The organism is Ruegeria sp. CF4 (genome assembly GCF_056537345.1).
The window spans coordinates 1292581-1310096 of record NZ_JBQFRJ010000001.1; the positions used below are offsets into that span (position 1 = coordinate 1292581).

General features: G+C 58.2%; 17 protein-coding genes and 1 pseudogene. 6 read left to right on the forward strand and 12 right to left on the reverse strand.

Annotation, left to right across the window (positions count from 1 at the left end; all coding sequences use genetic code 11):
* Positions 1–34 precede the first annotated feature (34 nt).
* The 9 genes from ACR0NF_RS06450 to ACR0NF_RS06490 form a co-directional block, all read right to left on the reverse strand.
* On the reverse strand, positions 35–832 hold the full coding sequence (locus ACR0NF_RS06450; protein WP_480470232.1) for a matrixin family metalloprotease: 798 nt from the start codon (positions 830–832) through the stop codon (positions 35–37).
* Between the two features lie 278 nt (positions 833–1110).
* Positions 1111–1881, reverse strand: coding sequence for an alpha/beta hydrolase (locus ACR0NF_RS06455; RefSeq protein WP_480470233.1), 771 nt, complete (start codon positions 1879–1881; stop codon positions 1111–1113).
* A gap of 58 nt (positions 1882–1939) precedes the next feature.
* Positions 1940–3085, reverse strand: a complete 1146-nt coding sequence (locus tag ACR0NF_RS06460; protein WP_480470234.1) for an iron-containing alcohol dehydrogenase — start codon at positions 3083–3085, stop codon at positions 1940–1942.
* Positions 3086–3152: 67 nt separating this feature from the next.
* Positions 3153–4535, reverse strand: a complete 1383-nt coding sequence (locus tag ACR0NF_RS06465) for an aldehyde dehydrogenase family protein (protein WP_480470235.1) — start codon at positions 4533–4535, stop codon at positions 3153–3155.
* 94 nt (positions 4536–4629) lie between these two features.
* On the reverse strand, positions 4630–5982 hold the full coding sequence (locus ACR0NF_RS06470; protein ID WP_480470236.1) for a glutamine synthetase family protein: 1353 nt from the start codon (positions 5980–5982) through the stop codon (positions 4630–4632).
* Positions 5983–6073: 91 nt separating this feature from the next.
* The gene (locus ACR0NF_RS06475; RefSeq protein WP_480470237.1) at positions 6074–7108 is read right to left on the reverse strand and encodes a TRAP transporter substrate-binding protein; all 1035 of its coding nucleotides are present in this window, start codon (positions 7106–7108) and stop codon (positions 6074–6076) included.
* A gap of 51 nt (positions 7109–7159) precedes the next feature.
* Positions 7160–8479, reverse strand: coding sequence for a TRAP transporter large permease (locus ACR0NF_RS06480; protein WP_480470238.1), 1320 nt, complete (start codon positions 8477–8479; stop codon positions 7160–7162).
* Positions 8476–9060, reverse strand: coding sequence for a TRAP transporter small permease subunit (locus tag ACR0NF_RS06485; protein WP_480470239.1), 585 nt, complete (start codon positions 9058–9060; stop codon positions 8476–8478). The genes ACR0NF_RS06480 and ACR0NF_RS06485 overlap by 4 nt, the downstream gene beginning before the upstream one ends.
* Positions 9057–9848, reverse strand: a complete 792-nt coding sequence (locus ACR0NF_RS06490) for an N-formylglutamate amidohydrolase (protein ID WP_480668176.1) — start codon at positions 9846–9848, stop codon at positions 9057–9059. Before ACR0NF_RS06490 ends, ACR0NF_RS06485 begins: the two co-directional genes overlap by 4 nt.
* A 130-nt stretch (positions 9849–9978) precedes the next feature.
* Between ACR0NF_RS06490 and ACR0NF_RS06495 the strand changes: the two genes are divergently transcribed.
* Positions 9979–10842: a MurR/RpiR family transcriptional regulator gene (locus tag ACR0NF_RS06495; protein WP_480777945.1), complete on the forward strand. Its 864-nt coding sequence runs from the start codon at positions 9979–9981 to the stop codon at positions 10840–10842.
* Between the two features lie 71 nt (positions 10843–10913).
* Positions 10914–11669: pseudogene (locus tag ACR0NF_RS06500) on the forward strand (hypothetical protein); the annotation flags it as partial.
* 7 nt (positions 11670–11676) lie between these two features.
* On the opposite strand, the gene ACR0NF_RS06505 reads toward ACR0NF_RS06500, so the two are convergent.
* A complete protein-coding gene (locus tag ACR0NF_RS06505; protein WP_480777946.1) occupies positions 11677–12351 on the reverse strand; it encodes a TIGR04283 family arsenosugar biosynthesis glycosyltransferase in 675 nt (224 codons plus the stop codon).
* Between the two features lie 73 nt (positions 12352–12424).
* On the opposite strand from ACR0NF_RS06505, the gene ygfZ reads away from it, so the two are divergent.
* Both ygfZ and ACR0NF_RS06515 read left to right on the forward strand, forming a co-directional pair.
* Entirely contained in the window at positions 12425–13162 is a 738-nt protein-coding gene (ygfZ, locus tag ACR0NF_RS06510; RefSeq protein ID WP_480777947.1) for a CAF17-like 4Fe-4S cluster assembly/insertion protein YgfZ, read from the forward strand.
* A 105-nt stretch (positions 13163–13267) separates the two neighbouring features.
* Complete coding sequence (locus ACR0NF_RS06515; protein WP_480658153.1) at positions 13268–14206, forward strand: ABC transporter transmembrane domain-containing protein; 939 nt, start codon at positions 13268–13270, stop codon at positions 14204–14206.
* A 46-nt stretch (positions 14207–14252) separates the two neighbouring features.
* Here ACR0NF_RS06515 and efp read toward each other — a convergent pair whose 3' ends face one another.
* Positions 14253–14816: an elongation factor P gene (gene efp, locus ACR0NF_RS06520; RefSeq protein WP_420586640.1), complete on the reverse strand. Its 564-nt coding sequence runs from the start codon at positions 14814–14816 to the stop codon at positions 14253–14255.
* Between the two features lie 218 nt (positions 14817–15034).
* Between efp and ACR0NF_RS06525 the strand changes: the two genes are divergently transcribed.
* A complete protein-coding gene (locus ACR0NF_RS06525) occupies positions 15035–15355 on the forward strand; it encodes a DUF6280 family protein (RefSeq protein WP_170572372.1) in 321 nt (106 codons plus the stop codon).
* Between the two features lie 73 nt (positions 15356–15428).
* Here the strand turns inward: ACR0NF_RS06525 and ACR0NF_RS06530 are convergent, their stop codons facing one another.
* On the reverse strand, positions 15429–15998 hold the full coding sequence (locus ACR0NF_RS06530) for a cobalamin biosynthesis protein CobQ (RefSeq protein WP_480777948.1): 570 nt from the start codon (positions 15996–15998) through the stop codon (positions 15429–15431).
* A 59-nt stretch (positions 15999–16057) separates the two neighbouring features.
* Here ACR0NF_RS06530 and ACR0NF_RS06535 point away from each other — a divergent pair, with 59 nt between their 5' ends.
* Positions 16058–17515, forward strand: a complete 1458-nt coding sequence (locus ACR0NF_RS06535; protein ID WP_480777949.1) for a cobyric acid synthase — start codon at positions 16058–16060, stop codon at positions 17513–17515.
* Position 17516: the final 1 nt, after the last annotated feature.

Consider the following 17516-nt stretch of genomic DNA (forward strand, 5'->3'; position numbering starts at 1 on the left):
CCTCAGCCCTTTTCGGTGGCGCGGTCTTTTCTGATCATATGATCAAAAATGGATTGTCCCCCGCGTCCGCCAGCCGGAAGAAACTGAACGGGCGCATCTGGACGATCGGAGTGCCGTTGATGTCCGACAGCGAACCATTCCAGACCATTTCATACAGCGTCGTAAGGTCCTCCCGGTCATTGTCGGTGAGCATGCTCTCCGGCCCGTAATTCATGATCGAGAACTTCTCGTGCTCACCAAAAATCTCAACCGGCCACGCGGTTTCAGATACATCGGCGAAGAAATGGCGCAGGCCAAAGACGTGGCCCAACTCATGCGCCATGGTCTCGACCATCTCGGCGCGGGACTGGGTGAACATAGTGGGATACAGCAAAAGATCATGCCGCCCGGCATCGGGGAAAAACGCCCGTGCCAGCGTACATCCGTTGATCGAGCAATTTTCCTGCGGGCTGACTGCGATCTCGAAATCCCAGGCATCGTGGCGTTCAGTGAACTGCACCGGCACCGCGTCACCCCAGGCCAGCAGTGCTTCGGCGAACAATTGGCGGATCGCGGCCTTGGCCCCTTCGGGATCAACGAATATCGCCATCGACTGTTCCTGAAACCGCCAGCGCAGTGTGGTGCCCTCGGCCCAGAGCGGGATGAACCCTTCGGAGGCATCCACCACCAGTTCCTCGGGCGAGCGGTTGTCGGGTGTCTTGTGGCCCTTGCTGTCAGTCTCACAAACCGCGTGGTTGTGATAGATATGAATGTCGTCCTTGGTGATCCTGGCCGCATCGTCGCGGTCGCGGAATTTAAGATTCGGGTCGGAATAGTTCTCAGACTTGGCCATGAAATCCTCGCAACAAAGTATTGAAATCGAAAAAGAGCTGACCTGCATCAGCCCTTGCATGGTACCAGAAACCGGCATTTTTCTCAAATTGGACCATCAAGGATTGCCCCGCTTGGTCACTCATCAAGCCACGGTTTTGGCAGTTGAATGACGTTTTCGTTTGTCACCTCAACCGGCAGCGCGCGCGAGGAACGGCTGCTGCGAGGTCATCGCAATGACGATGGCTCGCTCAGCTTGTAAAGCAGATCACGTTTCAGTTTGGCAAGTAGGCGCGCGCGCTAACCTAGCTTTTGATCCAGCCAATAGGCAATCTGCCCGGCAGGTTCTTCCCACCCCGGTTCCATGAACAGAAAATGCGCGTGGTTCTCGACGGACAGGAATGTCGCGCGGTCTCCGTAGAGCTTCGCCAACGCGCGGCAGGTACTTGGATTCACAGCCCGGTCCTCGGCACCCGAGACGATCAGAACCGGGCAATCGACCTTGTCGATGTCGACCTTCATCGCGTGGTGGTCGTCGAACATCCAAAAGAACATCTCGAACATCACCCGACCGCTTTCGGGGCCGAGTTGGTCGAACACTTGATGCTGCTGCGCCTCGGGCATCTTGTTCAGCGCAAACGGGGCCATCAGATCAAAATCGACGCGCATGGGCTGTTTCCAGAATGCCCCGCCCTCCATCAGCGCGCGCGGCACGACGCGTTCGTCATCGGTTTCGGGCAAGGTGCCCCAGGCCGCGTTCGGGTTGATCAGGACGATAGCACTGGCCAAGCCCCGAGACGCCACCTGCTGCGCCACCACCCCTGCGATAGCGTGCCCGAGCAGAACCGGTTTGCCGTCCAACCCCTGCACGAAATCGGCAATGTCATCGGCGTAATCCATGACGCTGGTATCAGTCAGGCCGGGATCGGGATCCGCTTTGGGATCTCCGCCATGAAAGCGCAGCGCGGGTGTATGCACTGTCCAGCCGCGTGCGTGGAAGAACGCGGCGTAATCCTGCATGCACCATGGCCCGGCAAAGGCCCCGTGGATCAGAACAATCTCTTTTGTCATGAAAATCTCCCTCACCTCTGATCAGTATGAGAGGTGAGGGATGATATCTGCAAGCCTGTTAAAGCGCGGCTTTGAACAGCGTGGTCAGATTGTCCTCGGTCAGCTCGATCGGGTTGCCGCCACAGGACGGGTCGATGATCGCGCCTTTGACCAGTTCGGGGATCGACGCTTCGGTCACGTCCAGGTCGGACAGTTTACGCGGAATGCCGAGCGAGTTGTTGAACTCCTGCACAAAGGCGCGGAAGCCGTCGAAGCCGCCATCGATGCCCAGATAAGCCGCTGCCTGTTGGAAACGATCCGCAATGGCGGGCGCGTTGAAATCCAGCACGGTCGGCATGCAGACCGCGTTGGTCGTGCCGTGGTGGGTGTTGAACACCGCTCCAATCGGGTGACTCATCGCATGGATCGCACCAAGACCCTTCTGGAAAGCTGTCGCCCCCATCGCTGCAGCACTCATCATCTGGGCACGGGCTTCGATATCGGTGCCATCGGCATAGGCACGCGGTAGATAATCCTTAACCAGCCGCATGCCTTCCAGCGCTATGCCCTGAGACATGGGATGATAATGCGGGCTGCTATACGCCTCAACGCAATGGGCAAAAGCGTCGAGACCAGTACCGGCGGTGATGAACTTGGGCATGCCTACCGTGAGCTCAGGATCGCAGATAACGACCGTTGGCAGGACCTTGGGGTGGAAGATGATCTTCTTGGCATGCGTCTCGGAATTAGTGATGACGCTGGCACGTCCGACCTCCGACCCCGTCCCGGCTGTGGTCGGCACCGCGATGATCGGGGCAATCACGTCGGCAACTGCGCGGGTCCACCAGTCGCCGATGTCCTCAAAATCCCAGACAGGGCGCGACTGACCGCACATGAAGGCAACCATCTTGCCCAGATCCAGCCCCGAGCCTCCACCGAACGCGATCACCCCATCATGGCCGCCCGCGTTATAGGCCGCTACACCGGCCTCAAGGTTCTTTTCATTGGGGTTCGGGTCCACATCGCTGAACAATCCGCGACCCAGCCCTGCGGCTTCCATGATATCCAACGTCGCCGTGGTGATCGGCAAGTCGGCGAGCCCTTTGTCCGTGACCAAAAGCGGGCGTTTCATCCCGGCTGCAGCACAGGCTTCGGGCAATTCCTTGATCCGCCCCGCCCCGAATTTGATTGCGGTCGGATAGGACCAGTTTCCAACAAGTGTCATGTCAGATTTCCTTTGTTTTAGGGGCCTGCCCCGGCGAGGGGGTTAATCCGGGGCAAGCAGATCGTCCTTAGCTCGTTACTTTTTTCAGGTGGTAAGACTTGGGACGTGTCAAGTTGTGGTAACCGATGACAGACAAGCCGCCACCGCGCCCGGTGTTCTTGCATCCGGTCCAGCAAAGACCGGGGTCGAGGTAATCCGCCCGGTTCATGAAAACCGTACCGGTTTCGACCTGATCACCGACACGCGCCGCCCGGTCCAGATCTCGTGTCCAGAGGCTCGCAGTCAGGCCGAACTCACTGTCATTCATCAGCGCGATGGCTTCTTCGTCCGAGGACACTTTCATGATGCCCACGACGGGCCCAAAACTCTCATCCCGCATAACGCGCATGTCATGGGTGACATTGGTCAGAATCTGAGGTGTCAGATATGCGCCACCATCATCCTCGGGGAAAGTGTCGATATGGGCCACCGCGCCAGCCTCGATCGCCTCGGCAATCTGCGCCCGTACCTCATCGGCAAAGCGCACATTGGCCATCGGGCCCATCGTTGTCTCCGCATCCAGCGGATCGCCCAGCTTATACCCCTTCACGATTTCCACCGCTTTGGCGACGAATTGATCGTAAAGGCTTTCATGCACGTAAATTCGTTCGATCCCGCAACAGCACTGACCCGCGTTAAACATGGCGCCATCAATCAGAGTATCCACCGCCGCATCCAGATCGGCATCCTCCATCACATAGCCCGGATCCTTGCCGCCCAGTTCGGTGCCGACGCCGGTGAAGGTCCCCGCCGCGGCGTGCTCCATCGCCTGGCCACCACCGACCGAGCCGGTGAAGTTCACAAAATCAAACGCCTTGCCTGCGATCAGATCATTGGTCACGTCATGGCTCAGAAAGACATTCTGGAACACGTCTTCCGGCACACCCGCCGCATGAAAGGCCCGCGCCATGCGCTCGCCCACCAGCAGCGTCTGTGTGGCATGTTTCAACACCACCGTATTACCAGCGATCAGCGCCGGAGCCACCGTATTGATCGCTGTCATATATGGGTAATTCCAAGGTGCCACCACGAATACCACCCCATGCGGGATGCGCTTTATGTAGCGCTTGAAGGTCCCATCTTCGCCCACGGCGATATCGGCCAGAGACGCCTCGGCGATCCCGGCCATATGGCTGGCACGTTCGTTGAACCCGCCAAACTCACCGCCATAGCGCACAGGACGTCCCATCATGTGCGCAAGCTCTGGCACGATCTCATCATTCATCGCACCAACTGCGGCCACGCCCGCCATGACAAGATCAACCCTCTCCTGCAATGGTCGCGCCGCCCACGCTGCCTGAGCCGCGCGTGCACGCGCAGCAACCTCAAAGGCGGCGTCCTGTGACAACACCTCGCGTTCGGCAAAAACCGACCCGTCAATCGGCGAGACACATTTCAACATCTGTCCCATATTCACTCCATTTCCGAAAGAAACAGGATCCCTGCTTCATCTGGCCATAAATATCCCGGGGAGCGCGAGGGGCTGGCCCCTCGCTTCCACCCTCTCAAGCCCGCTCAAACCCGCGGGCAATTTCCCAATCGGTCACCACGCGCTCGAACTCCTCGATCTCCACTTCCGCCGCGCGGGCATAGTGATCGACAACCTCATCCCCCATCGCTGTGCGCAACATGGCCGAGCCATGCAGTGCTTCCCGCGCCGCTTGCAGATTGCCCGGGATCATCCCGGTCTCACCCTGATAAACATCGCCCGTGGTGGGGGGCTGCAACTCCAGCCCTTCTTCTATGCCAGCGATCCCCGCAGCCAGCATCCCCGCCATCGCCAGATATGGGTTCATGTCCGAGCCCGGGATACGGCACTCCACCCGAACTGCTTTGGTACCGTCTCCGCACAAACGGAAACCCGCAGTCCGGTTATCCACCGACCAGATAATGCGCGTCGGTGCAAAAGTACCCTTCATGAACCGCTTATAGCTGTTGATGTAAGGTGCCATGAAATAGGTATAATCGGCGGCGTATTTCAGCAGACCCGCCATATAGCTTTTCATGATCGTCGACATTCCAAGCGGATCTTTTTCGTCGAAAAAGATCGGCACCCCATCCGCCCAAAGCGACTGATGCACGTGTGAAGAACTGCCGACTTTCTCATGATGCCATTTCGGCAGGAAAGTCGCTGCATGACCGTGCTGCCATGCAATCTCTTTCACCGCGTTTTTTGCGATCGAGTGATACTCGGCCGTGTCCATCGCCGGCGCGTATTTGATGTTCAGCTCTTCCTGCCCGGTCTCGGCTTCACCCTTCGTATTCTCAACCGGTATCCCCGCATTCCACAGATGATTGCGGATCGGGCGCATCACATGCTCTTCCTTGGTGGTCTGTAGGATATGATAGTCCTCGTTGTATCCCGAGATCGGTTCCAGATCGCGAAAACCCTCTTTGCGGATCTGGTCGAAACTCTTTTCGAACAGGAAGAACTCCAGCTCAGTCGCGCACATGGCGTCATAGCCCATGGCCTTCAGCCGCTCGACCTGACGTTTCAGGATCGAACGAGGCGCATGAGGTACTTCTTCATGCGTGTGGTGGTCCAGCACGTCGCACATCACCATAGCTGTGCCTTCCAGCCACGGCACCGGGCGCAGAGTGCTCAAATCCGGCTTCATGACATAGTCGCCGTAGCCCCGCTCCCAACTAGTGGCGGCATAACCATCGGGCGTCGCCATCTCAAGATCCGTGGCCAACAGGTAGTTACAGCAATGGGTTTCCTCCCATGCGCCGGCCACAAAGTGGCCCGCATGGAACCTTTTGCCCATCAAACGCCCCTGCATGTCGACCATGCACACTAACACGGTGTCAATTTCACCGGCAGAAACCTGCGCCTTAAGATGCTCGAATGTCAGCATAAACTACCCCTGCGATGCGCTAGAATTTTCGTCGAAAATTCTTGATCTCCGTTGCGACCGGCCCGCATTCGAACGGGCCGGTCCAGTTTTATCAGCCGTAGCGGTAAGGCCGACCGGCCTTGAGCATTTCGGCGTTGTAGCGTTTGAAGATATCCACGACCTTTGCTTTGGTCTCGGATTCTGCGGCAATTTCGTCCCAGAATTTCACGGCAGCTTCTTCGACGGTTGCCCATTCTTCATCCGGAATACTCGTCAGCTGCATCTTGGTGCCGTTGACGCGCAAATTGGCCTCGCCGCCCCAATACCACCACTGACGGTAGTAGTGTGATTGGTCGCAGCACACTTTGAACAGCGTCTGCAGATCTTCGGGCAGCTCATTCCAGCGATCCATGTTCGCAAAGAAATGACCCGCCCAGGCACCCGAGATATTGTTGGTCAGGAAGTAGTTGGTCACATCTGCCCAACCAACGGTGTAGTCCTCGGTGATGCCCGACCATGCGATACCGTCCAGCTCGCCGGTCTGGACCGCAACCTCGATGTCTTCCCATGGCAGTGTGACCGGTACGACGCCGAACTGGCTCAGGAACCGGCCCGCAGTCGGGAAGGTGAAGACGCGTTTGCCCTGCAGATCTGCGAGGCTGTTGATCGGGTCTTTGGTTGCAAAGTGGCAGGGATCCCAGGCACCGGCGCTGATGTGTTTGACACCGACCTTGGAATATTCCTCGTCCCAGATCTCATTCAGCCCCCACTGGTTGAACAGAACCGGAACGTCCAGCGAATAGCGCGAGGCAAAGGGGAAATAGCCGCCAAACACCGTGACTTCGGTGGGCGAGGCCATCGAGTCATCGTCGGACTGCACCGCATCGATGGTACCCTTCTGCATGGCGCGGAACAGCTCTCCGGTGGGGACAAGCTGATCAGCGTAGAACAGCTCGATCTGCATCCGGTCACCAGCAATCTTGTTGAACATCTCGATCGCGGGATCGATCACATGCGCCGCCAGTGCGGGGCCAGCATAGGTCTGCATCCGCCATGTGATCGTGCTCTGCGCCAGTGCTGGCGTGGCCAGAGGTGCAGCTGCAACCCCAACCCCTGCAGTCTTCAGAAACTTGCGTCTTGTCGTCATGTCAATTTCCTCTCCGATTAAGTTTGGGTGCCCGTTTGCCGGGCCTTCTGGTTAATTTCCGTAAACATACCCGGGCAGCCAAAGGGCGATCTCGGGGAATGTCATGATGATCGCCAGTGCCAGGACCATCACCCCGACAAAGGGCACGATTGAGCGATAGATGTCTTTCAGGCTGATCTCGGGCGGTGCCATCGCCCGCATCAGAAACAGGTTATAGCCGAAAGGCGGCGTCATATACGCGATCTGGGTGGTGATGGTGTAAAGCACACCATACCAGATCAGATCGAACCCAAGCGCACCGACCAGCGGCACATAGAGCGGGGCCACGATCACCAACATCGCCGTGTCGTCGAGAAACGTGCCCATGACGATAAAGCTGAGCTGCATCAGGATCAGGATCAGCCAGGGCGACAAACCCAATTGCTCGGTGAACAGGTTCTCGATGGCCTTGACTGCGCCCAGTCCGTCGAACACCGCCCCGAAGCCCAGCGCGGCGAGGATGATCCACATGAACATGCACGAAATCGCCAGCGTCTGCTTGGTGCAGTCTTCGAAAATCTTCCACGTCATCCGACGTTTGAGAATAGACGCCACCAGTGCCGCCAGCGCCCCGATGGCCGAGCTTTCCACCAGCGAAGTCCAGCCGTTCACGAACGGAAGCATCATCGCAGCAAAGATGATCAGCGGCAGAGCCCCTGCCCCAAGAAGCCGCAGCTTCTCGGCCCGTGGCACCTCATGCGCGTCTTCCATCGCCGGGCCCAGATGCGGCTGCAGCCTGCATCGAATCCAGATATAGAGGATGAACATCGACGCCATCAGCAGCCCCGGCACAATGCCAGCCAGCCACAACTGGCCCACGGGTTGCCGCGCGATCATGGCGTAGAGCACCAGAACCACCGACGGCGGCACGAGGATACCAAGGCTCGACCCGGCCTGAATGACCCCGGTCACCATGGTCTTGTCATATCCGCGCCGGAGCAACTCGGGCAGAGCAATCGTCGCCCCGATGGCCATACCAGCCACGCTGAGCCCGTTCATGGCCGAGACCAGCACCATCAACCCGATGGTACCGATGGCAAGCCCCCCATTCACCGGCCCCATCCAGACGTGGAACATGCGGTAGAGGTCGTCGGCCAGACGGCTTTCGCTGAGGACATAGCCCATGAAGATGAACATCGGCAGCGTCAGCAGCGGGTACCATTTCATCAGCTTCATCGCGGCTGAGAACGGGATATCCTGCCCGCCTGTGCCCCATAGCGCCAGCGCCGCAATGGCCGCGACCGCGCCGATGGCACCAAAGACGCGTTGCCCCGTGAACAACATCAGCATCATCGAGGCAAACATGAAGATTGCGATAAATTCCTGGCTCATGCCCGCGCTGCCCCGATCTCTTGCCCGTTGATCCGCGCAATGTCTTTGAAAAATTCTGATATCGCCTGCAGCAGCATCAGGAAGAAGCCGAAGACCATGATCGCCTTCACCGGCCAGATATAGGGTCGCCACGCGGTCGAGGATCGCTCCAGCCGGCCAATCTCTTCGCTTCCGGTCAGAAGGCCGGTGAAATAGGCAATAGGCTCATCGCCCCAATAGCCGAGGCTGTAAGCAGTGGACCCAAGCCCACCGTAGAACAGCACACCCAGATAGAGGATCAGCAAGAGAACCGTGAAGGCATCGAACCAAGCTTTCCGATGCGGGCTCCAGTTATGATAGAACAGATCCATCCGGACGTTTGAACCCAGCTGGATCGAGTATGGCCCGCCCACGATGTAATAGGTCACCATCGCAAATTGCGCCATTTCCAGTGTCCAAAGGGATGGCAGGAAGAAGGTCTTCGAGATCGACGACCAAAGCAGGATGCCCATCATCACAAACAGGCCCCACATCATGACGCGCCCGATCCGGTAGTTCACCGCATCGACAACCCGAACATATGCCGCCATCGCTTTGATCATGCGATTTCACTGCCTCGCAAAGCCGTCAGTGTTTGTCCGATCCAGGGGGCCAGGCAATCGGCGATTGCTTGTTGCTGCTCGGATGTCTGGATCAGATCGTTCCGTATCTCGATCATGACGTTCAGCAGTCCATTGGGCAAAGCATGGTGATCCAGAGTGTGCGCCACGCCGTCCGCCGCCGAATAGGGTTCGTTCAAACGCGTGATCAGGGGCAGCTCAGAAGGTGCGCTGGCAAGCATCTCTTTTGCGAACCGGGCATCCTTGCCATGCAGCAAGCCCAGCTCAACCTCCCGCCGCTTGCCTCGGTAAATCGGGGTAAAACTGTGGACTGTCACCATCAGCTCCAAAGTGGAAGCATGACGGGTCAGTACGTCTGCCAACCCATGGCAGAACGGCGTGTAGATTCCATCGACCCGCTCCTGCCGAGCCTGCGCACTCAGAGCAACATTGGCGGGGATCGTTGTATCCTCGCTCCGCTCTGGCATCGCATCATGGGCTTCGGGTGGTCGATTGCAGTCATAGACCAGCCGTGAAACTTCGCCATGAACAAAAGCACCCTTTAGCTGCCGGGCAAGCGCCTGCGCGACCGGCAGCGCGCCCGGATCCCAAGCGATATGGCTGCTCAGCTCTGCGGCACTCAACCCCATATCCCCCAACCAGTCCGGGATACGGCGTGAGGCGTGTTCACAGACCACGATGACCCGAGGATCGCTCGGCGCCTCATCGATGTGAACGACAGGGCCGAAATCCGGATGCACGGCAGAAGGAGAGGTCTTGTGTGATTCCATGTGGAAAGATTTCTACAGCTATTCTTCACCTGTCAATTATTTTCCTGTACAAATCTCCCCACACGAGATCGCTTTGTCAAATTTTCTACATCAAAGCGATCACCAACGAACCGAGGAACTTGCCGTGCGAGTGACAGAAAGGCTCCTTGCGCATCGCGAAACGATGACGCCCTCCGAGCGGCAGTTGGTGAATGTGCTGCTGGATGATTATCCGATGGCCGGTCTTGGTAGCATAACGGAACTGGCCAGCGTTGCTTCGGTCTCGACGACCACGGTTGCGCGGATGCTGCAGAAAACAGGGTTCGACGGTTACCCTCAGTTTCAGGCCGCGATCCGCGGCGAAGTAAAAGAAATGATCTCGGGGCCTGTCGCCAAGCGGGATGTCTGGCAGAATGACCTGCCCGAAGAACACATCCTCAACCGCTATTCACGTCAGGCATTGGATAATCAAAGGCGTTCGATCGATGAGGTCGATCCGGAAGAGTTTGACAGCTTTTGCCGCCTACTTTGTGATCCCAATCGGCGTGTTTTCATCACCGGGGGCCGCATCACCGGCACGCTTGCGCAATATCTCTATCTGCATCTGCAAATGATCCGTCCGGATGTAAAGCTGCTATCAGACGCTGCTTCATGGACGCATGATCTGCTGGAAGTCCGCGAGGGTGATGTGTTGGTGGCGCTTGATGTGCGCCGGTATGAAAACACGACCCTTCTGATCGGCCAGCTCTGCCACGAGCGTGGAGCCGACGTTATTCTGCTGACGGATCAGTGGAGATCTCCTATCCACCGGCTGGCAAAACACACATTCGCGGCCCGGATCGCAGTGCCGTCCGCATGGGATTCGATGGCATCACTGATGGTGCTGCTGGAATGCGTGATTGCCGAGATGCAGGAACGCCTCTGGGATAGCGTCAAACAGCGCACGGATGAGCTGGAGCAGGCGTTCGATCGCACAAAACTGTTTCGCAAATTCGGCCAGAGCTCGGGATCGTAACACAATCGCATGCGTTACAACTGCGCGTGAGGACTGTTGCCAGTCCGCATGCAGACCGTACACTCTGAGCCATGACTTTTGTTGCTGAAAACCAACTACCGCTGCTGATCCTGTTCTTCCTGATCGGGTTGGTCGGCACGGGCTTTCTGTTTCGCAAACCTGCCGGGCACCGGGCGTGGAAGCTTGCCGATCTGGTCTGGGTCGTGCTGGGCGGAATTGGTGCGCTGGTGGCCGTGCTTGCGGGGCTTTATACCACGGACAGTTCCCGTCTGGATCGGCAGATCGACGTGGCGTATGCCGCCACGCTGGCCTTTGATCGCGATGCTGCTCGGTTCCGGTTGCGGTTCTGTGATCCCGCCTATGACCCCGATACAGCCGTCTTGTGTGAAAAGGTCGAATTCCTGTCTGCCTCCACCGCCAGCAACTCTGAACTGCCGCTGTTTATCGCCGTGACCAACGAGGTCGCGCCACTGCAGGGATTACATTTCCTGTTCGGCGGCAGCGCGAAAGACGACATGGACGAAGCACGCGAAATGGCGGCAAAAGCAGATGCGTTCAGCATCGATCAGTTTCTTGTCTTCACGTCGCTCGACGAAGAAACACAGGCCGCAATCGACAACATGCGACGCAAGGTGCCTGCGATTGCGGGCGACTATCTGATCCTTGCCCAGAGCTATGATGATCTGATCGAGCAGGTCAGCAAGCTCAAGGATGAGTGGGAATATCTGCAGGCGAACGCGCATATCCTGGTGCTTCAGATCATCGCCCTGTGTCTGGTCAGCTTCGCCGCACCCTTCCGACTGGGTAAATCCATTGTCGAACTACGCACGGCGTTCAACGCCGATACGTCTGCGCCAGCTGCTCTGGATCAGCCCCAAGAAAATAGCGCATCAGAGTCCAGAGATTCCGCGCGCCGCGACGAAACCAGCCCTGACGGATATAGCGTTCCGCACTCGTAAACACGTCGGCCTTCAACAGCGTGACCGACGACAAAGCCCGGATCAAGGCCACATCTTCCATGAGCGGTTGGTCGGGGAAGCCACCCGCCGCATCATAGTCTGCACGACGGACTAGCAACCCCTGATCGCCATAGGTCAGTCCAAAGACACGGCTGCGCATATTGGCCCAGCCCGCCACCCAACGCGCACCAAAACCGCTAGCGCGAAAGCGAAGCCGAAAGGCCGCCGGTCGTCCCGAAGGCAAATGGTCGGCGACAACGCTGCTCCACCCGGTCTGCAATTCGGTATCGGCGTGCAGGATCAGCAGCCATGCGCCCTTTGCTGCTGCGCAACCACGCCGCAACTGCCCCCCGCGCGATGGCGGACCCGTGATGATCTCGGCCCCTGCCTCGTCGACCATCTCAAGCGTTGCATCTTCCGAACCGCCATCAGTCACGATCAGCTCGCAAATCAGCCCGGTATGTAGTCCCTCCATCAACGCCTGCAACGTTGCGGGCAAGACCTGCTCGGCATTCAATGTAGGTATCACGATAGAGATCGGAGCGGGCACGTCTGAAACCCTCTGGTCATGGCGGCGCGAACTCCTATATCACGGGGCCAGACCAGATGACGAGGATCAAACCATGCCCAATCGCCGCATTCTGCGCCTGTCCGGCAAGGACACAGACAGTTTTCTGCAGGGGCTGATCACCAACGACGTCCGGCGGTTGGATGATGGGCTAGTCTATGCCGCGCTGCTGACGCCACAGGGCAAATATCTGGCCGACTTTTTCTTGAAGCGGGACGGGGATTCGATCCTTCTGGACATAGCTGAAGCGTTGGCCGATGAGATTCAGAAACGCCTGACCATGTACAAGCTGCGCGCTGACGTGCAGATCGAGGTCACCGATCTGAACCTGCAACGTGGAACCGGTCCCGTGCCCGAGGGCGCCCTGCCCGACCCGCGCCACCCGGATCTTGGCTGGCGCACATATTCAGCAAGCCCCGAAAACGACGACAGCACCGATTGGGACTCCATCCGCGTGCGGCATTGCATCCCCGAAAGCGGCATCGAACTGCACCCCGACAGCTATATCCTGGAATCCGGGTTCGAGGCTCTCAACGGTCTGGACTTCAAGAAAGGCTGCTATGTGGGTCAAGAGGTCACCGCGCGGATGAAACACAAAACCGAGCTACGGAAAGGTCTGCGGGTTGTCGAGATTTCTGGATCGGCCCCGGTCGGTACGGAAATTCAGTCCGGAGGCAAACCAGCAGGCGTTCTGTTTACGCAATCGGGCGGCAAGGCCATTGCCTATCTCCGGCTTGATCGTGCGGGCGATGACATGCAGGCGGGCGATGCAAACTTGCGTTTTCCCGGCTGATACTTGTTGCCCTCGCGGCACGCGGAGGAAGCAACCCGTCATGTATGTTTGACCCCTGCCCTACACGCGGTATCACTGGGGTTACTCAGGTATCGGGATATCCGCATGTTACGTCTTTACTCCGCTATCTGGCGCGTCAGCGCCGGTCGTCAGATCATCCTCATCCTGCTCTCATTAGCGATCGCCGCGCTGGCCGCCGCCCCGCTGGAGTTTCAGCGCGACATCGTCAATCACCTCACCTCGGACAATATCGACGTCAATCATCTGGTCCTGCTGTGCGCGGGTATGATGGCGATCATCCTGCTGAGCCTCGCACTGAAATGGGTGCTTGGCTATCGGGCCGGAACCTTGGGCGAAGACCTCATACGCCTGATCCGGGGGCGGTTGCTGGTTCGCGCTGTGGATATCGACCAGGCCGGAGAAGACCTGCGCACCGGCACGATGACAACCGCCGTTTCCGCCGAGGCCGAAGAACTGGGCAAATTCGCCGGCGGCGCGTTTTCAGACCCTGTGGTGCAGATCGGCACGTTGATCAGTGTCATCGGCTATATCTCATCGACGCAACCCGGGCTGGGTCTGATCGCCTTTTCCATGATCGTGCCGCAGATCGTCATCGTTCTGATCTCACAGCGCAAGGTGAACGTCTTCGTGGCCGAGCGCGTGCGAATCCTGCGGGACTCGACCGACCGTCTGACTCAACAGGATATTGACGCGGCCGCACAGGACATCGAACGGCTGTTCGACGACATCTACGAGACGCGTCGCAAGATGTTCCTGTGGAAGCTCTCCGCGAAATTCCTGCTAAGCGTCATCAATGGCGCAGGCACGGTTGGCGTTCTGATGCTGGGGGGCTGGCTGGTGCTGCAGGGCCGGACGGATGTCGGCACCGTCGTGGCTGCCACCAGCGGGCTCAGCCGCATTCAGGGGCCAACTGCATTCCTGATCGCTTTCTACCGGCAGGTAAGCGCCAATCGCATCAAATACGAGCTTGTGCTTGAGCTGTTCGGCGACCATCCCGAACGGTACCGTCGCACCAACGCATAAAAAAAGGGGCCGTGTTCAGCCCCTTTGGTAACCTTCCGGCGCAGTGTCAGGCGCGCTCGGAATAATCCATGGTCTCGGTGTTCACTACGATCATCTCATCCTGGCCAATAAAAGGCGGAACCATGACCTTGACGCCGTTGTCCAATATCGCCGGTTTGAACGAGTTCGCAGCGGTCTGACCTTTGACCACCGGTTCGGTTTCGACGATCTTGCAGGTTACTTTCTGGGGCAACGTGGCGTTCAGTGCCTCGGATTCGTAGAACTCAACCACGATGGTCATGCCGTCTTGCAGAAACGGACGACGCTCACCCAGCAGGTCCGAAGGCAGTTCGATCTGCTCATAGGTCTCAGAGTCCATGAACACCAGCATGCCGTCAGATTCGTACAGAAACTGCTGATCCTTCTGCTCCAGGCGTACGCGTTCAACTTTATCCGCTGACCGGAAACGTTCGTTCAGCTTCGAGCCATTGCGCAAGTTGCGCAATTCAACCTGCGCAAAAGCGCCGCCTTTACCGGGCTTTACGTGATCCACTTTGACCGCCGCCCACAGCCCGTCGTTATGCTCAAGCACATTGCCGGGGCGAATTTCGTTCCCATTTATCTTGGGCATGACTTAAATCCTTCATAAACGGTTGATGCGTCAGTTGCCGTCCCTATATCTGGCGTGACCACACCTGACAAGACAACGAGACCTAGTGCTGCAACCGCAGCAAGCCATGCAAATGACGCAACGCAACTATGCATTTTAGGTGTATCCGAATCGCACCTAATAGGTCATAAGGACCGTCACGCCGAAAATGCAAGAGCAAGAACAACAAGGAAAACGAGATGAGAGATTTCGTTGACGGCACTGCCTTTAACAACGAGCAAGGCAATCGTGCACGCAAACTTTTCGCGGCCGTTGTACTGGCTGCTCTGGACGACGCCATCGCCGATGACAAGAAATACGGTAATGGTCCTGAACAAATCGCCCGTTGGGCCCGTTCGCGCGATGGGCGCGAAGTGCTGTCCTGCGCTGGTATCGACCCGAACGAGCGGGTTGTCGATGGCCTGATGGAATTCGTAGGCCGCGGTGTGCGGACCTCGGTTGCGCTATCGCGCGAGGAAAGCGAACGCCGGAATGCAGCACAACAGGCAGAAGCTGCCTGATCACGTTCTGTATTTCGTGCAAAAAGCGCGCCCTCTCAGCAGGGCGCGCTTTTTCGTTGTCGGCCAAGAAGGTTCAGAAAAACAGCAGCCATTGCCGCGCGACCCAAAGCTCAGCGGCGAGCATCAATGCAAATACCAGCTTGGCTGATGTTGATAGCCCTCGGCGCCACAGAATTCCGTAGGACCCGATGCACATCGCAATGGAAATCGGTGCGATCCACAGCGCATGGTGCGCGCTGTCCCAATAGCTGAACGGACTGTGAAATACCCAATTGCTGAACGGCCAGAAATGCGGTCGCCCGTCACCCGCATGCAGCAGGAAATCCAGTGCCAGATGCAGAAGGCCTGCCGACGCGCCGACCGTCAACAGATGCCATCCACGCCAAAGCCCCAAGGCCAGAGCCATCCCCCATAAGAAAAAGGAGTTGTCGACGGCAAACACCGTCTGCCAGCCCGGAGAGAAGTAGAGCTGCCCAAACACGACCTGTTCTGGGATATTGAGCAGGAACAGCGACACCCCTGCCATCAGATACAAAGACAGATCGGGCAACAGGGATCCGACCACCACCGCCCACAAGACGGGCCCTCGGGCCGGGCGGGCAAAGGCGGCAGCGCCAATCAAAAGATGCGCAGGTGTGTTCATCTAGGCTTTTCCTTTGCCACCAAATCAGGTCATGTGCGCATCAACATAGGAGAGGGTCCATGGCGCGGTCCATCATGATTCAGGGCACTGGCAGCAATGTCGGAAAATCGGTTTTGGTGGCCGGGCTGGCACGCGCCTACACGCGGCGCGGGTTGAGGGTGGCGCCCTTCAAGCCGCAGAATATGTCAAACAACGCCGCCGTCACCGTAAACGGGGGTGAGATCGGGCGTGCTCAGGCGCTACAGGCGCGGGCTGCGAAACGGCCAACCCACACGGATATGAACCCGATCCTGCTCAAGCCCGAGACCGATACTGGCGCTCAGATCATCGTTCAGGGCCAGCGGGCGGGTACGATGAAAGCAGGTGATTATCGCAAAGATAAATCCAAACTGCTGAACGCGGCGATGGAGAGCTTTGATCGTTTGTGCGGTGATGCCGATCTGGTTCTGATCGAAGGTGCAGGCAGCCCCGCCGAAACAAACCTGCGCAAGGGGGATATTGCCAATATGGGCTTTGCCTGCGCCGCCGACGTTCCGGTGGTGCTGGTCGGCGATATTCATCGTGGAGGTGTGATCGCCCAGATCGTAGGAACGCAGGCGGTTTTGGACGCCAAAGATGTGCAGATGATCCGGGGCTTCGCCGTGAACCGGTTTAAAGGCGATGTGTCGCTTTTTGATGAAGGGCGTGACGATATCGCCGTCCGCACCGGTTGGCCCTGTCTAGGCGTGGTACCGTGGTTCCATGACGCGTGGAAACTTCCCGCTGAGGATATGATGGATATCCGCTCGCACACGGGTGGAGACTGCAAAATCGTAGTGCCTCAGCTGGAGCGGATGGCGAATTTCGACGATCTCGACCCGCTCTCGGCTGAGCCGGGTTTGTCGGTCGAGATTATTCCAGCCGGCCATCCCCTGCCCGGCGACGCGGATCTGGTTCTGCTGCCGGGCAGCAAGTCAACCATCGGCGATCTGACTTATTTCCGCGCACAGGGCTGGGATATCGACCTCTATGCGCATGTGCGCCGGGGTGGGCATGTTCTGGGGCTCTGCGGCGGGTATCAGATGTTGGGCAAGACTATCTCTGACCCCGATGGCGTGGATGGCCGCCCCGGCACGGTCGATGGGCTGGGCCTGCTGGATGTCAGCACTACGATGGTGGGGCAGAAGCAAGTCACACTCCGCAACGCGACCGCCTTACCCAATGGCGAACCGGTAAGTGGTTACGAAATCCATATGGGCCGCACAGATGGACCGGACTGCACTCGCGCATGGCTACAAATCGAAGGACGGCCCGAAGGGGCCGCAAGCGCCGATGGTCGGATACGCGGCAGCTATCTGCATGGAATCTTCACCTCGGACGCGTTTCGCGCCAGCTATCTGGCGCAATTGGGTGTGAGCGCAGAAAACGCATATGAGGATGGGGTCGAGCAGGTTCTGGACGATCTTGCCGACCATCTGGAGAAGCATATGAATCTGGATCTTTTGCTGGCGCTTGCGCAAGAACCTCGGCGCGGTTAGC

Excerpts from the sequence above, each read along its gene's own strand:
- ACR0NF_RS06450 (WP_480470232.1), bottom strand. The coding sequence starts at position 832 with ATGGCCAAGTCTGAGAACTATTCCGACCCGAATCTTAAATTCCGCGAC.
- ACR0NF_RS06455 (WP_480470233.1), bottom strand. The coding sequence starts at position 1,881 with ATGACAAAAGAGATTGTTCTGATCCACGGGGCCTTTGCCGGGCCATGG.
- ACR0NF_RS06460 (WP_480470234.1), bottom strand. The coding sequence starts at position 3,085 with ATGACACTTGTTGGAAACTGGTCCTATCCGACCGCAATCAAATTCGGG.
- ACR0NF_RS06465 (WP_480470235.1), bottom strand. The coding sequence starts at position 4,535 with ATGGGACAGATGTTGAAATGTGTCTCGCCGATTGACGGGTCGGTTTTT.
- ACR0NF_RS06470 (WP_480470236.1), bottom strand. The coding sequence starts at position 5,982 with ATGCTGACATTCGAGCATCTTAAGGCGCAGGTTTCTGCCGGTGAAATT.
- ACR0NF_RS06475 (WP_480470237.1), bottom strand. The coding sequence starts at position 7,108 with ATGACGACAAGACGCAAGTTTCTGAAGACTGCAGGGGTTGGGGTTGCA.
- ACR0NF_RS06480 (WP_480470238.1), bottom strand. The coding sequence starts at position 8,479 with ATGAGCCAGGAATTTATCGCAATCTTCATGTTTGCCTCGATGATGCTG.
- ACR0NF_RS06485 (WP_480470239.1), bottom strand. The coding sequence starts at position 9,060 with ATGATCAAAGCGATGGCGGCATATGTTCGGGTTGTCGATGCGGTGAAC.
- ACR0NF_RS06490 (WP_480668176.1), bottom strand. The coding sequence starts at position 9,848 with ATGGAATCACACAAGACCTCTCCTTCTGCCGTGCATCCGGATTTCGGC.
- ygfZ (WP_480777947.1), top strand. The coding sequence starts at position 12,425 with ATGCCCAATCGCCGCATTCTGCGCCTGTCCGGCAAGGACACAGACAGT.
- ACR0NF_RS06515 (WP_480658153.1), top strand. The coding sequence starts at position 13,268 with ATGTTACGTCTTTACTCCGCTATCTGGCGCGTCAGCGCCGGTCGTCAG.
- efp (WP_420586640.1), bottom strand. The coding sequence starts at position 14,816 with ATGCCCAAGATAAATGGGAACGAAATTCGCCCCGGCAATGTGCTTGAG.
- ACR0NF_RS06525 (WP_170572372.1), top strand. The coding sequence starts at position 15,035 with ATGAGAGATTTCGTTGACGGCACTGCCTTTAACAACGAGCAAGGCAAT.
- ACR0NF_RS06530 (WP_480777948.1), bottom strand. The coding sequence starts at position 15,998 with ATGAACACACCTGCGCATCTTTTGATTGGCGCTGCCGCCTTTGCCCGC.
- ACR0NF_RS06535 (WP_480777949.1), top strand. The coding sequence starts at position 16,058 with ATGGCGCGGTCCATCATGATTCAGGGCACTGGCAGCAATGTCGGAAAA.